Source organism: Thermoanaerobacter wiegelii Rt8.B1 (genome assembly GCF_000147695.2).
GTDB classification, from domain to species: domain Bacteria; phylum Bacillota; class Thermoanaerobacteria; order Thermoanaerobacterales; family Thermoanaerobacteraceae; genus Thermoanaerobacter; species Thermoanaerobacter ethanolicus.
This window is the reverse complement of the sequence record NC_015958.1, coordinates 315,641-334,919: the sequence shown is the minus strand read 5'-3', so window position 1 is coordinate 334,919 and position 19,279 is coordinate 315,641. Positions and strand designations below refer to the sequence as shown.

At 34.3% G+C, this 19,279-nt stretch carries 15 protein-coding genes, 4 pseudogenes and 2 riboswitches; of the genes and pseudogenes, 5 read left to right on the top strand and 14 right to left on the bottom strand.

Features of this window, described 5'->3' with window-relative positions; genetic code table 11:
- Positions 1-42: 42 nt before the first annotated feature.
- Positions 43-867: an SDR family oxidoreductase gene (locus tag THEWI_RS01545; protein ID WP_014062173.1), complete on the bottom strand. Its 825-nt coding sequence runs from the start codon at positions 865-867 to the stop codon at positions 43-45.
- A 243-nt stretch (positions 868-1,110) separates the two neighbouring features.
- On the opposite strand from THEWI_RS01545, the pseudogene THEWI_RS14575 reads away from it, so the two are divergent.
- A pseudogene (locus THEWI_RS14575) lies at positions 1,111-1,254 on the top strand (transposase); the annotation flags it as partial.
- A 169-nt stretch (positions 1,255-1,423) separates the two neighbouring features.
- On the opposite strand, the pseudogene THEWI_RS13735 reads toward THEWI_RS14575, so the two are convergent.
- From THEWI_RS13735 to lplA, 13 genes and pseudogenes are all read right to left on the bottom strand, one after another.
- A pseudogene (locus tag THEWI_RS13735) lies at positions 1,424-1,621 on the bottom strand (IS5/IS1182 family transposase); the annotation flags it as partial.
- A gap of 201 nt (positions 1,622-1,822) precedes the next feature.
- Positions 1,823-2,731: an ATP-dependent 6-phosphofructokinase gene (locus THEWI_RS01540; RefSeq protein WP_014062172.1), complete on the bottom strand. Its 909-nt coding sequence runs from the start codon at positions 2,729-2,731 to the stop codon at positions 1,823-1,825.
- A 26-nt stretch (positions 2,732-2,757) separates the two neighbouring features.
- Positions 2,758-3,588, bottom strand: a complete 831-nt coding sequence (locus tag THEWI_RS01535; RefSeq protein WP_014062171.1) for a class II fructose-bisphosphate aldolase — start codon at positions 3,586-3,588, stop codon at positions 2,758-2,760.
- 55 nt (positions 3,589-3,643) lie between these two features.
- Positions 3,644-4,576, bottom strand: coding sequence for a transketolase family protein (locus tag THEWI_RS01530; protein WP_014062170.1), 933 nt, complete (start codon positions 4,574-4,576; stop codon positions 3,644-3,646).
- A complete protein-coding gene (locus THEWI_RS01525) occupies positions 4,577-5,401 on the bottom strand; it encodes a transketolase (RefSeq protein ID WP_014062169.1) in 825 nt (274 codons plus the stop codon).
- A gap of 96 nt (positions 5,402-5,497) precedes the next feature.
- Positions 5,498-6,844 (bottom strand): PTS ascorbate transporter subunit IIC, encoded by a 1,347-nt coding sequence (locus THEWI_RS01520; RefSeq protein WP_004400217.1) that lies wholly within the window; start codon positions 6,842-6,844, stop codon positions 5,498-5,500.
- Between the two features lie 12 nt (positions 6,845-6,856).
- Positions 6,857-7,077: pseudogene (locus THEWI_RS15370) on the bottom strand (PTS sugar transporter subunit IIB).
- A gap of 50 nt (positions 7,078-7,127) precedes the next feature.
- Positions 7,128-7,718: a D-sedoheptulose-7-phosphate isomerase gene (locus THEWI_RS01510; RefSeq protein ID WP_041589292.1), complete on the bottom strand. Its 591-nt coding sequence runs from the start codon at positions 7,716-7,718 to the stop codon at positions 7,128-7,130.
- Positions 7,711-9,858 (bottom strand): BglG family transcription antiterminator, encoded by a 2,148-nt coding sequence (locus tag THEWI_RS01505; RefSeq protein WP_014062167.1) that lies wholly within the window; start codon positions 9,856-9,858, stop codon positions 7,711-7,713. Before THEWI_RS01505 ends, THEWI_RS01510 begins: the two co-directional genes overlap by 8 nt.
- 134 nt (positions 9,859-9,992) lie before the next feature.
- Positions 9,993-11,159 (bottom strand): pyridoxal phosphate-dependent aminotransferase, encoded by a 1,167-nt coding sequence (locus THEWI_RS01500; RefSeq protein WP_014062166.1) that lies wholly within the window; start codon positions 11,157-11,159, stop codon positions 9,993-9,995.
- Between the two features lie 109 nt (positions 11,160-11,268).
- The gene (locus THEWI_RS01495) at positions 11,269-11,712 is read right to left on the bottom strand and encodes an OsmC family protein (RefSeq protein ID WP_003870816.1); all 444 of its coding nucleotides are present in this window, start codon (positions 11,710-11,712) and stop codon (positions 11,269-11,271) included.
- Positions 11,713-11,799: 87 nt separating this feature from the next.
- A complete protein-coding gene (gene lpdA / locus THEWI_RS01490) occupies positions 11,800-13,455 on the bottom strand; it encodes a dihydrolipoyl dehydrogenase (RefSeq protein ID WP_014062165.1) in 1,656 nt (551 codons plus the stop codon).
- A gap of 190 nt (positions 13,456-13,645) precedes the next feature.
- The gene (gene lplA / locus THEWI_RS01485) at positions 13,646-14,626 is read right to left on the bottom strand and encodes a lipoate--protein ligase (RefSeq protein WP_014062164.1); all 981 of its coding nucleotides are present in this window, start codon (positions 14,624-14,626) and stop codon (positions 13,646-13,648) included.
- Positions 14,627-14,718: 92 nt separating this feature from the next.
- Positions 14,719-14,824: riboswitch (glycine riboswitch) on the top strand.
- Positions 14,825-14,826: 2 nt separating this feature from the next.
- Positions 14,827-14,898, top strand: a riboswitch (glycine riboswitch).
- A 74-nt stretch (positions 14,899-14,972) separates the two neighbouring features.
- Here lplA and gcvT point away from each other — a divergent pair.
- The 4 genes and pseudogenes from gcvT to gcvPB all read left to right on the top strand — a co-directional run bounded on the left by gcvT (position 14,973) and on the right by gcvPB (position 19,270).
- Positions 14,973-16,079, top strand: coding sequence for a glycine cleavage system aminomethyltransferase GcvT (gene gcvT / locus THEWI_RS01480; RefSeq protein ID WP_006569280.1), 1,107 nt, complete (start codon positions 14,973-14,975; stop codon positions 16,077-16,079).
- A 12-nt stretch (positions 16,080-16,091) separates the two neighbouring features.
- Entirely contained in the window at positions 16,092-16,472 is a 381-nt protein-coding gene (gene gcvH / locus THEWI_RS01475) for a glycine cleavage system protein GcvH (protein ID WP_003870812.1), read from the top strand.
- 4 nt (positions 16,473-16,476) lie between these two features.
- On the top strand, positions 16,477-17,820 hold the full coding sequence (gcvPA, locus tag THEWI_RS01470) for an aminomethyl-transferring glycine dehydrogenase subunit GcvPA (protein WP_014062163.1): 1,344 nt from the start codon (positions 16,477-16,479) through the stop codon (positions 17,818-17,820).
- Positions 17,817-19,270 (top strand): annotated as a pseudogene (gene gcvPB / locus THEWI_RS01465) (aminomethyl-transferring glycine dehydrogenase subunit GcvPB). The gene gcvPA and the pseudogene gcvPB overlap by 4 nt, the downstream one beginning before the upstream one ends.
- Positions 19,271-19,279 lie beyond the last annotated feature (9 nt).

The following is a 19,279-nucleotide window of genomic DNA, read 5'->3' as shown; positions in this document are numbered from 1 at the left end:
ACATGAGGGGCAATGAGAGTAGAAAATTATATGTTGAGCAACTTAACCACGAGATTTTCCACCTGAAATGTTGTAAGTAACTCCATGAATATAACTTGCTCTTTCTGAAGACAAATAACAAACCAAATCAGCTATCTCACTTACTCTACCAGCTCTGCCAAGAGGTATTGACATATTTTCATAATTTTCTCTTAATTTTTCTACAGTAATACCTCTAGTATAAGCAAGAGCCTCTTCATATTCTAAAGTTCTTAATCCTGTATCTTCAATAATCCCTGGAGCAACTCCTACAACTCTTATTCCGTATTTACCTAATTCCTTTGCCCATGACCTTGTAAAAGCATAAATAGCACCTTTTGTTCCTGCATAGCAACTCTGACCTTCTGACCCTTCAAGACCTGCTTCCGAGCTCATATTAATTATGACGCCATATCCATTTCTTATCATTTCTCGAGCTACTTCCTGAGTACAGAAAAAAGTACCTTTTTGGTTTACTGCTATCATTAAATCAAAATCTCGTTCGTTTAACTCATATTTTCCATTTGGATCTTTAGGATCTACTAAAAGTCTTGGAATGTTTATACCAGCATTATTAACCAATATATCAATTTTCCTAAATATTTTAATAACATTCTCTACCATCTTCCTAACACTATCTCTTTTAGTAACATCTGTTTGTAAAAATAGATGTCTTTTCCTTTCCCCATTTAATTGACTTCTGACTTTTTCACCATCAACATTTATATCAGCTATAACTACTGATGCTCCTTGTTCTGCTAACTTAATTGCTATTTCTTTACCTATGCCAGAAGCACCTCCTGTTACTATCGCAACCTTGTTTTCTAGATTTAACCACGAATTTTCCATCGTATCTACCTCCAACTATATTATTTTAATTGTCATCAAGCTTTTTATTTATCTTTTTGCTTCTTCTAACTTATTACTGCAATGATATACTTTAGTCGTATCTCAATTAAATTTTGCACATTTGTGCAATATAATGTAATTTGTGCTTTAGCTTACATTATATATATTCGCCACAAATTTCAAAATTCCTGCTTATAATAAAAAATTTTTTATTAATCTTATCAATCTCTTATTCACTACAAAGCCTATTCCTTTTACACAGCCTGCGATAAAAATGGATTTGTATTAGGAGTAAAAATAACAGCAGCAAATGTGCATGACAGCGTGATGTTTGAAGAAGTATTAGAAGAAGTTGAAAAGAGAGTAGGAACACCAAAAGCAATAGCCCCACTTTCTACGTTCCGAAAGTGGGGCTTAAAATTAATTTTGTCAACAAACTGAATATCACTTTACACTTTGTATATAAAGTGATATTCAGTTTGTTGACAAACCCCACTTTTTATACATGTAAAAAGTGGGGTTTGCTTTATATTTGGATATAATTGTATATAATCTGATGAATATTGGATAAAAACATGCAAATTATGAATTTGTGTTTTATTGCTTCTTCTAGTATCCTCGTAAATATTTTTTCGAATATATCTGTGTTTTTGAATTTTCTTTCATAGTTTTTCCCAAAGGTAGAAAAGTGGGGTATTTCTTCGTTTAATCCATATCCTCAAAACCATCTGTAGGTCACATGTGTTTGTATTTCTATTGTTAGTATGTTTTTGTAAATGATAAAATATGTATTTAATGCACTTATTCTGTATGCCTAAATTTTAGCATCTAAACAATATATATATATAATAGACATTCAAAATAAGTGCTCTATACTTCAAACAAGGTCACTTCTACCTGCCCTCAATATATTAGTATATAACCTAAAATATAGTACAAAAGTACGAAAAATAAACTATTGGAAATAATTATAAATTGCAATTCCCAATTTTACCCAATGTATAGCAAACCATTTTCCCATAATCATTTTTTTAATTAAATCAAAGGCTTGCTTTGCAAATTGTTTTGCCATATATCTATCATATGCAGTGGGACTTCCTCCTCTTTGTTTATGTCCTATGATTGTTACATGTACTTTTCTGTTTAAAGCTTGTTGTAACAATTCGCTATAATGCATTGTTCTTTTTAGTCCTTCACAGATTGTTATTATTATGTATTTATTGCCATTACTAAATTTTTCCTTTACCATATTAACAAGTTCTTCATCACTAATTGGCATTTCAGGTATCATTGCTATATCTGCTGCACCTTGATCAAATGCAGCCTTTGCTATATTTCCAGAATCGCCTCCTAATGTTTCCACTATGTATATTTTGCCAGGCATAGCAGTAGCAGTATCTTCAATATCATTTATAACCTCCAGCGTTTTATTAATAGCGGTATCAAAACCTAGTGTATAATCTGTACCTTTGACATCATTATCTATCGTGGCTGGGACTCCAACTACCTTTATTCCTAAATCAGACAATTTTTTAGCAGCTCTTAAAGAGCCATCTCCGCCTAATACCACCAGCCAATCTACTCCACTCTTGTTCAAATTTTGCTTTAAATAAATCATTTTTTTGTCATCTTTTAAATTTTCATATCGACCTGTGAATAATATACTTCCTCCTCTTTTCCCTAATGACATACCACTTATACTATTGAAATTAAGATCGATAAAATTATTTTCCTCTACCCCTTTATACCCTCCAATATATCCAATCAAATCACAATCCGTTTTGCTACATAATTTTGCTAATTCCAATATAAACGCATTCATTCCGGGGCAATCCCCTCCACTTGTTACTACACCTATCTTCATGAAATTCACCTCGGAGATATCGATAATTATATCCTATTAAAACTACCAAATATCTCAATATATTGTTTTACAAGTTCTTTGATATCATTCTGAATAGTAGAAATTAAATGTCTTACATCATTTTTATTAATAGTTCCAATATATCTTTTTATAGTTTTAAAATATGTTATTTTTATTTCAGTTCCAATATTTACTTTACTTATACCTAATTTTATAGCTTTTTTTATATCTTCTAAAGGTATACCTGTGCCTCCATGTAAAACTAAAGACACTGATGAAATATCATTAATTTTTGAGAGTCTTTCAAAATCTAACTTAGGTTTGTCTTTATATAATCCATGTGCATTCCCAATAGCTATTGCCAAAGAGTCTACTTTACTCCTTTCTATGAATTCCACTACACTATCCGGGTCGGTTAATACATCATCAATATTTTCAACATTTTCTTCTATTCCTGATATTCTGCCTAATTCACCTTCTAATGGTATTCCTCTGTCATGGCATAATTCAGCTATCATTCTGGTATTTTTAATATTATTTTCAAAATCAAGCAGTGAGCCATCGTACATTATAGAATCAAATCCATCTTTTATACACTCTTTTATTATTTCTATATTTTTACCGTGATCAAGATGTAAAACAATAGGAATATTAAAATCTTCTTTTAGCTGTTTTACATAATTAACTATTTTTTTAACTCCTAAAAATTTAACTGTTCCCTCACTAGCCATCAAAAATACAGGAGAACTCAATTCATATGCTCCTAAAACTATGCCTAATGCATCATCATAAAAATTAAAATTAAAACCTCCAATAGCATACTTATTCTTTCTCGCCGCTATAAGTAAATCATTCAAATTATGGGCCCCCTTTTTCGCAATTTTTCTAATTTCTACTTCCTAAATTTATTCGTTAAGATATTTTAAGAATAGCTTTGGAGTTTTTAACAATATCCTCCGCTGTCAATCCATAATACTTTAAAAGCTCTTTAGGTGAACCTGATTGGCCAAATTGGTCTTTTATACCTATTCTCTTTATCTTTACTGGGCATTCTTCTGAAAAAACTTCTGCCACAGCAGACCCAAGTCCTCCTATTATGTTGTGCTCTTCTGCTGTTATAACTTTGCCCGTCTTTTTAGCTACTTCTACTATTAAATCTTTGTCTATCGGCTTTATTGTGTGGATATTGACAACTGTCGCTTCTATTCCCTCTTCTTTTAGTTTATCTGCTGCTTCAATCGCTATGGCTACCATTATCCCTGTCGCTATTATCGCTACGTCTTTCCCTTCTCTTATTACTTCACCTTTTCCTAATTCAAATTTGTAGTTTTGATCGTGTATATCTGGTACTGCCATCCTCCCCAACCTTATGTATACTGGCCCATAGTGTTCTGCAGCCGCAAATATGGCTTGTCTCGTCTCTTCTGCATCGGCTGGGTTTATTACCACCATCCCAGGTATTCCTCTCATAAGGGATATATCCTCTATTGATTGGTGTGTGGCCCCGTCTTCTCCTACTGTTATGCCAGCATGGGTAGCTGCTATTTTTACGTTTAAGTGTGGATAACCTATGGAGTTTCTCACTTGCTCATAAGCTCTTCCTGTTGCAAATATGGCAAAAGTGCTGGCAAAAGGAATTTTCCCACAGGTAGCAAGTCCTGCTGCTGTTACCATCATGTCTTGCTCTGATATTCCCATGTTAAAAAATCTATCTGGATATACTTTTTGAAAATCTGCCGTCTTTGTAGATTTTGATAAGTCTGCGTCTAATACCACTACATTTTTATTTTTTGCGCCTAATTCTACTAAGGCTTTCCCATAGGCTTCTCTTGTCGCCATAGCCATTTATACTCCACCCCCTTCGAGTTCTTGTATAGCTTTTTGTCTTTGTTCTTCATTAGGCGCACTGCCATGCCATCCTACTTGATTTTCCATAAAGGATACGCCTTTCCCTTTTATTGTATGAGCTATTATCAATGTAGGTTTTCCTTTTGTAGCTTTTGCTTCTTCTATGGCTTTGTCTATTTGGTCAAAGTCGTGGCCGTCTATTTCTATTACGTGCCATCCAAAAGCTTTGAATTTTTCATTTACTGGTTCTATGTTTTTTACTTCTCTGTTTGGGCCATCTATTTGTAAGCCGTTAAAGTCAAGTATTGCAGTCAAGTTGTCGAGTTTGTAATGGGCTGCTGTCATAGCTGCTTCCCATATTTGCCCTTCTTGTAATTCTCCATCTCCTAATATTACATAGACTCTATAGCCCTTTTTATCTAATTTACCTGCTAATGCCATTCCATTTGCAGCGGAAAGCCCTTGCCCTAATGACCCTGTGGTCATATCAAGTCCCGGTGTGGATTTCATATCGGGATGCCCTTGAAGTATTGAACCGAGCTTATCTAAAGTAGATAAAATCTTTTCTGAAAAATAACCTTTTTTAGCAAGAGTAGCATAAAGTGCAGGTGCCGCATGACCTTTTGACAGTACAATTCTATCTCTGTCTTCCCATTTAGGATTGTCTGGTTTTACATTCATTTTGTCAAAATAGAGTGTTGTTAAAATATCTACACAAGAGAGCGAACCTCCAGGATGTCCATGAGCCGCTTCTGAAATCATATTAATTATAGCTAATCGTATTTCCTTTGCTATTCTTTTTAAATTTTCTTTTTTATTCATGTTAAAAATATCTTCCCTTCCACTTTAATTTTAAAAATTTATTGAAAATTGACCAAGGAACATTTCCTTGGCCAATTTTGTAAAAATTAGATTAATTTACTTTGCATTTGCTATTTTTTGAGGTTTAGCAACAAGAGAAATTATAATAAACAGTAATATCAGTATTCCAATCAAAACATACACACCCGTCTTAGAAAAAAGCTTTGCCGCATATCCTACAATAATTCCAGTTACTGCAAAATCGGCATCACCAAAAGTCGTGTTTGCAAATCCAAGTTGACCCATAACTGGTAATAAAATTGCAGGAAGGAAAGTCAAGATTAAGCCATTGACAAAACCTCCTATAATTGTTCCCCTTAAACCTCCTGTTGCATTAGACAATACGCCGGCAGCTGCACCTACAAAAAACAACGGTATCAAACCAGGAATAATAACTGGTAATCCTATATGGGGTAATATAAGGAACATTACTATTCCACCTACAAGAGATGATAAGAAACCAACAATTACTGCATTAGGAGCAAATGGGAAAATTACAGGACAGTCAAGAGCAGGTATGGCATCTGGAACTATCTTTTCTGCAATACCTTTAAAAGCAGGCACAATTTCGGCAAGCATCATTCTAACACCTTGGAGAACAACTACAAAACCTGCTGTAAATGTTAATGCTTGAATAATAGCAAATATAAAAATGTTTTGATTTCCCGATGCTTCTAAAACTAGTTTTCTATCTGCGGAGTATAGCGTTACTAAGAAAATTATCATCATAATTATTGCTGTTGATATAGTATTATCTTTGAAAAAGCTTAATCCTTGTGGTACCTTAATATCTTCTGTTGACCGTTTTTTGTCTCCAACCAAACCACTGATATATGCGGAAATAAAATATGTCAAAGCATTATAATGACCCATTGCAACACTATCATTTCCTGTAACTTTTCTATAATAAGGTTGCACAATTGCTGGTGTAAGCACCATTGTAGAACCTAAAATTAATGAACCAACTATAACTAATTCAGTTCCTCTAAAACCAGCTGTACTCAATACTGCAGCCAAAAGACCTGACATAAATAATATATGGTGCCCTGTTAAAAATACATACTTAAGAGGTGTAAGTCTTGCTATAATTAGGTTTACTAAAAATCCAAATGCCATCATTAAAGCCATTTCTGTTCCAAACATTTTTTGTGCTAGTCCAATTACCGCTTCGTTTGTTGGAATAACTCCTTGTAAATGGAAAGCATTTTGGAACAATGGACCTAATACATTAAGTGAATTAACAATTGCTCCAGCGCCAATCTGTAAAATAATAAAACCAATTATTGTTTTTAAAGTACCATTAATAATTTCTTGCACAGATTTTTTCAAAGCAATTAAACCTATTAGGGCCATTATGCCAACCATTATTGCTGGTTGACTAAATAAACTGACTATAAATTCCATACTTATCCTCCTTTATTTTAATTTTTTTATTGCTTCTAACACTTTTTCTTCAATATCTTTTTTGTCAATTGCATTTTTTACAAATACTATATTAAAATTCAAATTTTTTAACTCGGATTCTAATTCGGAAGTTGAAACAACTAAATCCGCTACTTTCCCTTTTACAGAACCAAGGTCACACGCCTCTACATTAGCAGCAATTCCATTTTTTTTAAAATTTCATCAACAGCCATCTTGAGAATTAAACTAGTGCCAAATCCCATCCCACAAACCGTTACAATATTCATACCATCACTCCTTTATCAATTAGCTCACACAATTTTGCCTCAGCTTCTTCCAATATTATATGGCTAAGAGCCATTGCAAATTCTTCACAGAGATCAGACTCTTTATCAGGTATCGTAATACTTATATCTACTAGTTCACCTAATTTTCCTCCATTATTTCCTAAAAAACCTATTGTCTTAATATCCATTCTTTTTGCTTTCTCGACTGCTTTTATAACATTTAGAGAATTACCACTTGAACTAAGCGCGATAAGTATATCCCCCCGTTTACCTATTCCCTCTAATTGCCTTTCAAAAACTACACTATAATCGTAATCATTTCCTATCGCTGTTAAAGTACTTGTATCTACAGTTAAAGCTACCCCTGCAAACCCTCTCCTCTCTCTCTTAAATCTACCAACTATATCTCCTGTAATATGTTGGGCATTAGCTGCACTTCCACCATTGCCACATGTTAAAACTTTATTTCCATTTTTAATACATTCTACTATTTCTGAGCTAATTAAATGAATCTTGGCTATCATTTCATTGTCAACATAATTCAAAACTCTTATTCTCTTTTTTATAGCCTCTCTTGCATCAAGCAATTTCCTCGCCTCCTTTTTTATATTTTCCAATATATTCCAAAACCTCCTCCTTTCCTTCGGCTTTTTCTAATAAAGACACAAATTTCTCATCCCCCAAAAGTTCTACCAGTTCGGATAATGCTTTAAGGTGTGAAGAATGGTCAATTGCACAAAGAGAAACTACAATTTTTACTGGATCGTTTTCTTTGTTTCCAAATTTAACAGGATTTTTTAGTGTGATTAAGCTCATGCCTATTTTTTTTGCCCCTGCTTCTGGCCTTGCGTGAGGCATTGCTATTCCTGGTGCAATGACAATATAAGGGCCTATCTCTTTTACAGTGTTTATCATTGCATCAATATATCTTGGCTCAATTGCTCCGCTTTTCTCTAATAACTCACCTCCTATCCTCACTGCTTCTTCCCAATCTTTTGCTTCAACATTCAGTTTTATAGTATCCTCAGTCAAAAGGTCTTTTAACACTGGTTGCACAACTCCTCTCGCATTTTCATATGATGCTATATTTAAAAATTTTGATAAATCTTCCATCAATTTTTCACTATTGTTTATGACACAATGCTTTTCTATTATTTTTATCAAATCGTCAATAACTGTATGTTGTACTTTAGGTTTAATAACAAGATTTTTTAATAATTCTATGTCTTTTTCTGTAAGAAGGGGATTTACTTCAATAGTTTTAATATCTTCATAAGGAATTGGGACAGTAGATACTATCAAATCTATATCTTTTTCTTTCAATATTTCTTTTACCTGATGATATGCAACAGTATCTATTATATTTACATCAAAAACTGATTGTAATCTCGAAGAAAGAAGTTTCGCCGTACCTATTCCTGTACCACATACAACGAGGATATTAGGCTTAGGTGCTTTAGTAACTTTTAATCTTTCAATCGCAGCACCAAAATGTATTGTAAAATAACCTATTTCTTCGTCATTTAATGCTTTGCCTGTATAATCTTCTAAAGGTTTTAAACTTTCTTTGACTATTTCAAACAATTCTTTATAATTCGTTTTAATCTCATCCAAAATAGGATTTTTTAATTTAAGGCCGTGTCTTAACCGGTATACTGTCGGTCTCAAATGGTCCAAAAGCCCTTCAAAAAGCTGTCTATCTCCTGACAAATCTTGATGTATTTTGTTGCTGACATTTCTAATAATTTTTTCTGTTAATAGCTGATAACCAACCCAATTTTCATTACCATAAGGTCGCGTTTTTGTTAGATTACTCCCCAAGAAATGAACTGTAATATACCCAATTTCATCAAGAGGAATATAAACCTTAAAATGGTCCTCCAACATTTTTGCAATATTTGATGCAACAGCAAATTCCTTTGTAATTTCCAAAGCTTTTAATTCTTCTTTTGGCATAATTATGTCTTTCCCAAGTTGTATCCTTTTAATTGCTATTGCTATGTGTATTACAAGGCCAGAAAATGCAGCATCAGAAAAAACAGTTTCCAGTTCTCTTTCTGCTATTTGTATACATTCTTCGATATAAGGTATGTCTATATCCTCAAACAGCTTGGTAATTTGTTTATCAATTCCTACACTAGAACGAGTATAAATCGGAGATTTTACAATATCCAATGCCTTATCAGTATCAATTACCTCTGTTAAAAGTTCTATAGCGGCTCGTCTTAATTGTTTTTCATCCCCCACAACTTTGATTCCATATTTCGGTGCAGACTTTAACTGAAGTCCATGACGTGTAAGCCACTCTCTCACATCTTTTAAATCTTTTATAATGGTACTTCTTGACACCATCAATTTATCTGCAATGCTATTGATAGTGATATAGTCCTTTTGCTGTATAAGTTCACTTAATATGATATTTACTCTTTCTTTTTGAGATAAGTTGTAATAATAAATATTAAGATTATCAAGAAGAGATAAAACTTTATTTCTGTGTTCCAATAGTTCAGAAAATTTCATACCTACATTCGGTTTGCGAATCAATTGTGGCAAATTATTGTACTTTAAAAACTCATCAATTGTATCAAGGTCATATCTTATAGTTCTACTGCTTACATTGAATATTTTTGCAAGGTCAGAAATTTTAATAGGCGCATTAGAATTAATAAGTTTAATAAGAATTTGAGTACATCTTTCATTGAGTGTGATAATTATCACCTCTTTCATTTTAAATTATATTCTATTTATACTATAATGAAAAGCTTAACATTTTTCAATGTAAATGTGGCAAAAGTAAACTAAATAATAATAATAAAAATAAAATGCAGAAGGTATGCTATTCACCCTCCGCATTTTATTTTTTAAAACTTTGACATAAATTCTTTCATTCTTTTTACTGCTTCTTCTAAGTTTTCCATAGATGTTGCATAAGCCATGCGAACATATCCTTCGCCATTTTCTCCAAAAGCATTTCCCGGCACAACTGCAACTTTTGCTTCGTAAAGGAGTCTCTTAGCAAATTCTTCTGAGGTAAGACCTGTCTTTTTTATTGATGGGAATATATAAAAAGCACCTTTTGGTTCAAAACAATCAAGCCCCATTTCTCTCACACTTTGAAGTAAATACTTTCTTCTTCTGTCGTATTCTTCTCTCATCCTTAAAATATCTTCATCCCCATTTTTTATAGCCTCAATTCCGGCATACTGGCACATTGTAGCCGCCGCTGTTACACTATATTGGTGAACTTTTGTCATGTGTTTTACAAAATATTCCGGTGCAGCTATATATCCGAGACGCCATCCTGTCATCGCATATGACTTCGAGAAACCATTTATAGTAACTGTTCTTTCCCACATGTCTTTTAAAGAAGCAAAGCTTACGTGTTCAAAACCACTATATATTAGCTCAGAATAAATTTCATCAGTAACTACAATGAGGTCATACTTTTTGACCACTTCAGCTATCTTTTCCATCGCCTCTTTTGGCATTACTGCCCCAGTTGGATTGTTAGGATATGGTAAAATTAATACTTTTGATTTGTCTGTAATGTATTTTTCTAAAACATCTGCCCTTAGTACAAAGTCATCTTCTTCATATGTTGGCACAAAAACAGATTTGGCACCTGCGAGTATTGTACAAGGATGGTATGCCACAAATGAAGGCTCTGGAATTAATACTTCGTCTCCTTCCTCTACCAAAGTATTTAAAGCGACGTATATTGCTTCTGTAGCACCAATTGTGACTAAAATTTCAGTTTCCGAATTGTAAGAAAGGTTATACCTTCTTTTGAGATAATTTGAAATTTCCTGCCTTAGTTCAATAAGCCCTGGATTTACAGTATATCCTGTTTTACCTTCATCGAGGGCTTTTTTCGCTGCTTCCCTTATGTGCTGAGGCGTTACAAAATCTGGCTCTCCAATAGCAAGGGATATTGCTCCCGGTACCTCTCTAGCCATGTTAAAGAAATATCTTATGGTAGATATTTCTATGGACTTTGCTCTTTTTGCCACTCTGTCTTCAAAGTTCATCTCTAATCCCCCTAAAACAATAGTTTTATTATTATAGTTCTACAAAAATCTTAAAAATCCTCTATAATCAAAAGCACTCCACCGCAAAAAGGTGGAGTGCTTTTGATTATTATTCAACGACCACATCTGACAAAACTAATTTTACTGGATTTGCTAAAGAATCTCCTACTGGGCAAGTCTTTTCTATAAACTTTGCAAACTCTTCTACTTTTTCTTTCGGTGCATCTGTCTTTATGTGCATTTTAAATCTTATCTCTTGAAAACCTGGTCTTACACCAGCTTTTCCCATGAATCCGTCTACATCAAGATCCCCTTCTAATTCAACCCAAAAGCCTTGTAGGTCTATACCTTTTGCCTTTGCAAAAGCAGCTGCAACAATCGTCTGGCAAGAACCTAAAGCGCAAAGCAAAGCCTCTACAGGATTCATTCCTTTATTCGTACCGCCTAATTCTTTAGGCTCATCTAAGATTATTTTAAAGCCTCTTACCTCGCTTTCAACTGCTAAACCTTCTGGTAATTTTCTTGAAACTGCTTTAAAGGTTTCAATTGCCATTTCAAACTCCTCCTTTTATTTTTCAATTTTATGTATTTCGAAAGCTCTATAAGAGCTTCGAAAGCATATAGATAAATGACGTTAAAATTACACTTTGTGTACAGACTCACCAAAAATATCCTTCACAGCTTCCATAATAGTTTCACTTTTAGTTGGGTGAGCATAAACTGCTTTTTTCAGGTCTTCTACTTTTGCTCCCGCCTGACAAGCCGTTGAAAGTATGTGAATAAGTTCAGAAGCTCCACTGCCTACTACCCATGCACCAACTACTTCTCCATTTTCATTTGAAATTATCTTTGCAAAGCCCTCTGTTTCTCCATAAGTTTTAGCTCTTCCATTGTGTTTGAAATCAAATCTTCCTACTTTTATTTCTTTAAATTTCTTTCTCGCTTCTTCTTCGGTATAACCAAAATATCCAATCTCTGGCTCCGTAAACACTGCTGCAGGTATTTTCATATAATCTAAAGTAGATGATTCGCCAAAAATATTATCTACCGCAACTTCTGCTTGTGCTGAAGCAACATGAGCCAGCATCATTTTGCCTGTGACATCACCTACTGCATAAACTCCTTCTATATTTGTCTTCATGTGCTCATCAACTTTAATAGCTTTTCCTTCAAATTCTAATAATTCAGTAATTGGTCCAATATCTGTGTTTAATTTCCTTCCTATTGACACAAATACCTTGTCTGTATATATGCGTTTTATATTCTCTCCACTCTTAATTGTTACTATACTCCCACCGTTTTCTTCTTCATCTATTCTCTCAACTGTTGAAGAAGTATATATCTTGATTCCTCTTTTTTGTGCAACGAATTTAATAGAGGAACTTATCTTTTTATCAAGTGTAGGAAGAATATTAGGCATCATTTCAACAACTGACACTTTTACTCCAAATTGATTCATTATAAAAGCAAATTCCATGCCTATTACTCCGCCACCTATAATGCATAAACTTTGTGGCAAAGAGGTCATTTCAAGAATAGTATCACTATTCATGACATTTTTAGAATTAATGCCTTCAATAGGAAGTTCAGCAGGTGATGACCCAGTTGCAATAATAATGTTTTTCGCTTTAATTTTATTTTCTCCAAATAGTACATTCTTTTCTTTGTCAACTTTTGCTTCAGCGTAAAACAAGTCCACTCCATTAGCCTTCAGCAAAGCATTAATGCCTTCAACAAGCTCTCCTACAATACCATCTTTTCTCTTTACAACTTGAGTATAATCAAAAGAGTTTACTTTTACATCAAATCCAAATTCTCCAGCTCGTTTTAAAATGTCATACACTTCTGCAATTCTTGCATAAGCTTTTGTCGGTATACATCCTCTGTTTAAACAGGTACCACCTAATTTATCTTTTTCAAATAAAGCTACTTTTGCACCTTTTTTAGCAGCTTTAATAGCAGCAACATATCCTCCAGGACCTGCCCCTATTACAGCTAAATCATATTCCTTGTATTCATACTTAATTTCTTTTTGCGTCTCGGAAGGCTTGACTTCTTCAGACTGTGTAATAATTGCAATAATATTCCCTGGCTCGACTGTAGTTCCAGCAGGACAAACAATTTTTGAAATAATGCCTTCATAATCACTGTACACTTCAAAACTCATTTTATTTACTGCTATATCACACAAACAAGCTCCTTTTTCTACATATTGCCCTTCTTCAACATACCATTTTGTGATTCGCCCGCTTTTCATGGTATCTGACAAAGCAGGCATCTTTATTTCTATATCCATCAATATACCTCCACTTCCGTCTTTCTTAGTAATTTTGACCACTAACAATATCTCATTTGGCAAACTGTACCCTGGTGGGAGGGGATTAAATTTGATAAAATAAAAACGATAATTATTTAACAATTTCGTTTGTATATATTTTACCACTTTTCCGTTAAGAGTTCAACAACCTAAAAATATTTTTAACCTCTCAGAACATCACTTCTATTAAATTGTCAACAGTTATGTTGGCAAAATAATCATTCATGTCAATATTTGAAAGCACTTTTCTTATCTCTTCTTCTGAATGCTTTACTCCTTTTAAAAGGTTTTCTACCTCTGAAACATCGTATTTTCCAAAAAAGTCTCCATAAATTTTTATATCTTTTATTATTCCCTTTTCTACATTTAAATTTATTTCTACAGTGCCACCAGTAAATTTTTTCTCATTTTTAAAACTGTAATCTGGCGATGTTCCAAAATTCCATTCCCATGTGCTATACTTTTCTTTAACCAATTTCTCTATTTTTTTTATGTCTTCCTGCGTAAATTCATACATTTCACTTCCACCGGTTTGTTCTCTAATGTGATTCATAACGAGGTCTATAAACTGTTCTATTGTAATAGGCTCTTTTAGATGCTCACTTATGTTTGTAACTCTTTTAGACACAGATTTTACACCTTTATCTTCAAATTTTACAGGTCGCACTTTCAGTGCTGCTGACAAATCTGTAATGCTGGAAGAAAACAAAAGTGTTCCATGGTGTAATATTCTATTTTTGTAATAATACTGCGCATTTCCTGAAATTTTCTTGCCGTCAATTGTTATGTCATTTCTCCCTGAAAACTCAGCATTAACAGAAAGTTTTCTAAGCACATCTATAATTGGCTGTGTAAATCTTTTAAAATCACTGAAACTGCTGACATCCTCATTTACTATAAAAGTAAAATTTAAATTGCCGAGGTCGTGAAAAACCGCTCCTCCACCCGATAATCTTCTGACAACTGGAATTTTATGTTGTCGCACATAATCCAAATTTATTTCCGCTAATGTGTTTTGATTTTTGCCTACTATAATGCTAGGTTCATTTCTCCATAACATGAAACATTCTTCTTGGAATTCTTTTAAAACGTACTCTTCAGCAGCTAAATTAAAATAGGGATTTGTGTTCTTATTGTAAATATATAACATATCCACCTCTCCTCGTTTTGATTATTGACTATTACAGGGAATATAATATAATAAAAGTATAGCATATTTAAAAAAATTTAATACTGTTCTAGATGAAGATAGCGAGAGATATCTTTGTAAAAAGATAGCCGAAGGGGAAATATAAAGGCCCGCCAAGCCTTTATAGAAGCTCTCAGGCAAAAGTATCGCTATCGGATAGACCTCTGGAAAGTCTCGCAAGAGCACCGAAGGAGCAATACATAAGTAGAAGCTCTCAGGTCAAAAAACAGAGGAGTTGTGATGGCATATTCTCTTGTTGTGCTCATCATAACTCCTCTTTTAAATTTTATGAAAGGGTGTGGTATGTTTGGATAACCTCAAAAAAACACCTCTTTTTGAACTTTACAAAAAATATAATGGAAAAATCATTGACTTTGCAGGATGGGCTCTCCCTGTTCAGTTTGAAAGTATAATCTCTGAACACGAAGCAGTGAGAAATGCTGCAGGACTCTTTGATGTTTCTCACATGGGAGAAATAACTGTAAAAGGAAGAGAAGCTTTTAACTTTTTGCAAAATCTCATAACAAATGATTTGTCAAAACTAAAAGGCAATCAAGTCCTTTATACTTTTATGTGCAATTATAATGGCGGCGTTGTAGATGACTTATTAGTCTACAAATATTCTGATGAACACTTCTACTTGGTTGTAAATGCGGCTAATATAGAAAAGGATTACAAATGGATGAAAGACAATAAAGGCGTATATGAGGTAGAAATAGAAAACATTTCAGATGAAGTAGCAGAACTTGCCATACAAGGCCCAAAAGCAGAAGAAATACTTCAAAAACTTACAGATACTGATCTTTCAGAAATTAAATTTTTCTGCTTTAAAGACAATGTAAAAATAGCTGGAATTGAATGCCTGGTATCAAGAACAGGATATACGGGTGAAGATGGCTTTGAAATTTACATGCCTAATAAATACGCAGTAGAATTGTGGGAAAAAATAGTGGAAGTTGGAAAAGAATATGGACTTAAACCGGCAGGATTAGGTGCAAGAGATACTTTGAGATTTGAAGCAGGTTTACCTCTATACGGAAATGAACTTTCAGAAGAAATAACTCCTTTAGAAGCAGGTTTTGAGTTTTTCGTCAAATTTGACAAGGGCAATTTTATCGGAAAAGATGCTCTACTAAAGCAAAAAGAAGAAGGGCTTAAGCGTAAAATCGTAGGATTTGAAATGATAGACAATGGAATTCCAAGACATGGTTATGAAGTGCGTGCTCACAATCAAAAAATCGGCTATGTAACAACAGGGTATTTCTCTCCTACACTAAAGAAAAATATAGGTCTTGCATTGATTGATTCAAAATATGCCCAATTAGGAAATCAAATTGAAATTGTGATAAGAAATAAGCCACTTAAGGCTTTAATCATAAGCAAAAACTTTTACAAGAAAAATTATAAAAAATAGGAGGTTTTTGGTATGGAAGTTTTAGAAGGCTTGTATTACTCAAAAGACCACGAATGGGTCAAAGTAGAAGGAGATAAAGCATACATAGGAATAACTGACTATGCACAGCATTCCTTAGGAAACATAGTGTACATTGAGCTTCCAGAAGTAGGTGCAGAACTCTCGGCTGGCGATGTACTTGGAGTTGTAGAATCTGTAAAAGCTGCATCTGATGTTTACACACCTGTAGATGGAAAAGTACTTGAAGTAAACAATGCTATCGTTGACGACCCCTCTTTAGTAAACAATGACCCCTATGGCAGTTGGATGGCATTAGTAGAACTCAAAGACAAGTCACAGCTTGATAATTTGATGACAGCCGAAGAATATAAAAAATTTTTAGATGAGGAGTGAGAGCATGTTTCCTTACCTTCCTGCCTCCTCCAATGACGAAAAAGAAATGCTAAAAACAATAGGAAAAAATTCTATAGAAGAACTGTTTGAAAACATACCTCAAGAAGTTCGCTTAAAAAGGCCTTTAAATTTAGGTAAGCCCATGTCAGAAATAGAGCTTACAGCTCACATAAAGAAATACGTAAAAGAAAATAAAAGCCTTGAAGAGCTGACAAGTTTTTTAGGCGCTGGAGTATATGACCATTACATTCCTTCTGTGGTAAAGCACATAATATCTCGTTCTGAATTCTACACAGCCTACACTCCTTACCAGCCAGAAATAAGCCAAGGAACACTACAAGCTATCTTTGAGTACCAGACAATGATTACAAACCTTACAGGAATGGAAGTCACAAACGCTTCAATGTACGACGGAGCAACAGCCTGCGCAGAAGCTGCAATTATGGCTTGTGAAAACACCAAAAGGAAGTCTATAATAGTTTCAAAAACCGTAAATCCAGAAACGCGAAAAGTTTTAAAGACTTATATGCATTTTAGAGATATCCAAGTAATTGAAATAGACGATAATGAAGGAGTAACAGATTTAGAAAAATTAAAAGCGGAAATTGGGACTAACACTGCGGCAGTAATTGTACAGTATCCTAATTTCATGGGAATCATCGAAGACCTGCAAGAAATTGAGAAAATAACCCATGAAAATAAAGCAATGCTCATTACTTACGTACATCCAATACCTCTCGGCATACTTAAATCGCCAGGAGAAATTGGCGCAGATATAGCTGTAGGAGACGGTCAGTCTCTTGGCAATGGATTAAATTTTGGTGGTCCTTATCTTGGTTTTTTAGCTACAACACAAAAGCTTGTGCGGAAAATGCCAGGAAGAATAGTAGGCCAGACAAAAGACGTAGATGGTAGACGTGCTTTTGTGCTTACTTTGCAAGCAAGAGAGCAACACATAAGAAGAGAAAAAGCCACTTCGAATATATGCTCAAACCACTCATTAAATGCCTTAACAGCTGCAGTGTATCTAGCAACTATGGGCAAAAAAGGTATAAAAGAAGTGGCTTATCAGTGTACTCAAAAGGCTCATTACGCTTTTTCAATGCTTACCGCATCAGGAAAATATAAACCTGCTTTTAACAAGCCCTTCTTTATGGAATTTGCATTAAAGACTGATGTAGATGTAGACTTAATTAATAAAAAACTTTTAGAAAAGGGCATATTAGGCGGATACAACCTCCACAGAGATTACGACAAATACAAAAATACAATGTTACTAGCCTTTACAGAAAAAAGGACAAAAGAAGAAATTGATGAGTTAAAAGCTCTGTTGGAGGTGATAGTGTGAAAGAGTACAATAAATTGATATTTGAATTGTCAAAGGAAGGAAGAAAAGCCTACACTCTCCCTAAGTTGGATATAGAAGAAAAACCTTTAGAAGACATACTTCCGCAACAAATGATGAGAAAAGAAGAAATAGAGCTTCCCGAAGTAAGTGAAGTAGACATAATAAGACATTACACCCTTTTGTCAAATAAAAACTACGGCGTCGATACGGGTTTTTATCCATTAGGTTCTTGTACTATGAAGTACAATCCTAAAATAAATGAAGACATGGCATCCCTTATCGGTTTTACAGCTCTACATCCCTATCAACCAGTAGAAACTGTGCAAGGCGCTTTGAAACTCATGTATGAATTAGAAAACATGCTCTCTGAAATAACTGGAATGGACAAATTTTCATTACAGCCTGCTGCAGGTGCCCACGGAGAATTGACGGGACTCATGATAATTAAGGCCTATCACGAACACAGAAATGACAAAAAACGTAAAAAATAATCGTGCCAGACTCTGCTCATGGTACTAACCCCGCTAGTGCAGCAGTTGCAGGTTTTGACGTAATTGAAATTAAATCCAACAAAGAAGGGGCTATAGATTTAGAAGCCTTAAAGGCTGTTTTAAATGATGAAGTAGCAGGACTTATGCTGACAAACCCAAGTACTTTGGGGCTTTTTGAAGAGAACATAGTAGAAATCGCAAGATTAATACACGAAGCAGGAGGTCTTCTATACTACGATGGTGCAAATCTAAATGCTATAATGGGAATTACGCGTCCTGGAGACATGGGATTTGACGTTGTACATCTAAATCTTCACAAGACCTTCTCTACACCTCATGGCGGTGGTGGCCCGGGTTCTGGACCTGTAGGTGTCAAAAAAGAGCTTGCCGACTTTTTGCCAGTGCCTGTAATAGAATTTAAAGACGGCATATATAGCTTAAACTATGATAGGCCGCTTTCTATTGGAAAAGTGAGAAGCTTTTATGGCAACTTCAATGTGCTTATAAAGGCTTATTCCTACATTTTAACTATGGGAGCTGAAGGACTTAAGAGAGCCAGCGAAATGGCAGTTTTAAATGCTAATTATCTTAAAGAAAAACTCAAAAATCACTACAAAGTCGCTATTGACAAAGTATGCATGCATGAATTTGTTTTAGCTGGTCTTTTAGAAAAAGTCAATGATATCACAACATTAGATGTAGCTAAAAGACTTATAGACTACGGTTTCCATCCACCCACAATATATTTTCCATTAATTGTTGACAGCGCCATAATGGTAGAGCCTACTGAAACAGAAAGTAAAGAAACATTAGACGCTTTCATTGAAGCAATGATTAAAATAGCAGAGGAAGCAAAAGAAAATCCGCAACTTTTAAAAGAAGCTCCACACAACACGCCTGTAAGAAGGGTTGATGAGGTACTGGCTGCAAGAAATCCTGTTTTAAAGTGGAGCAAATAGAGGGGGACC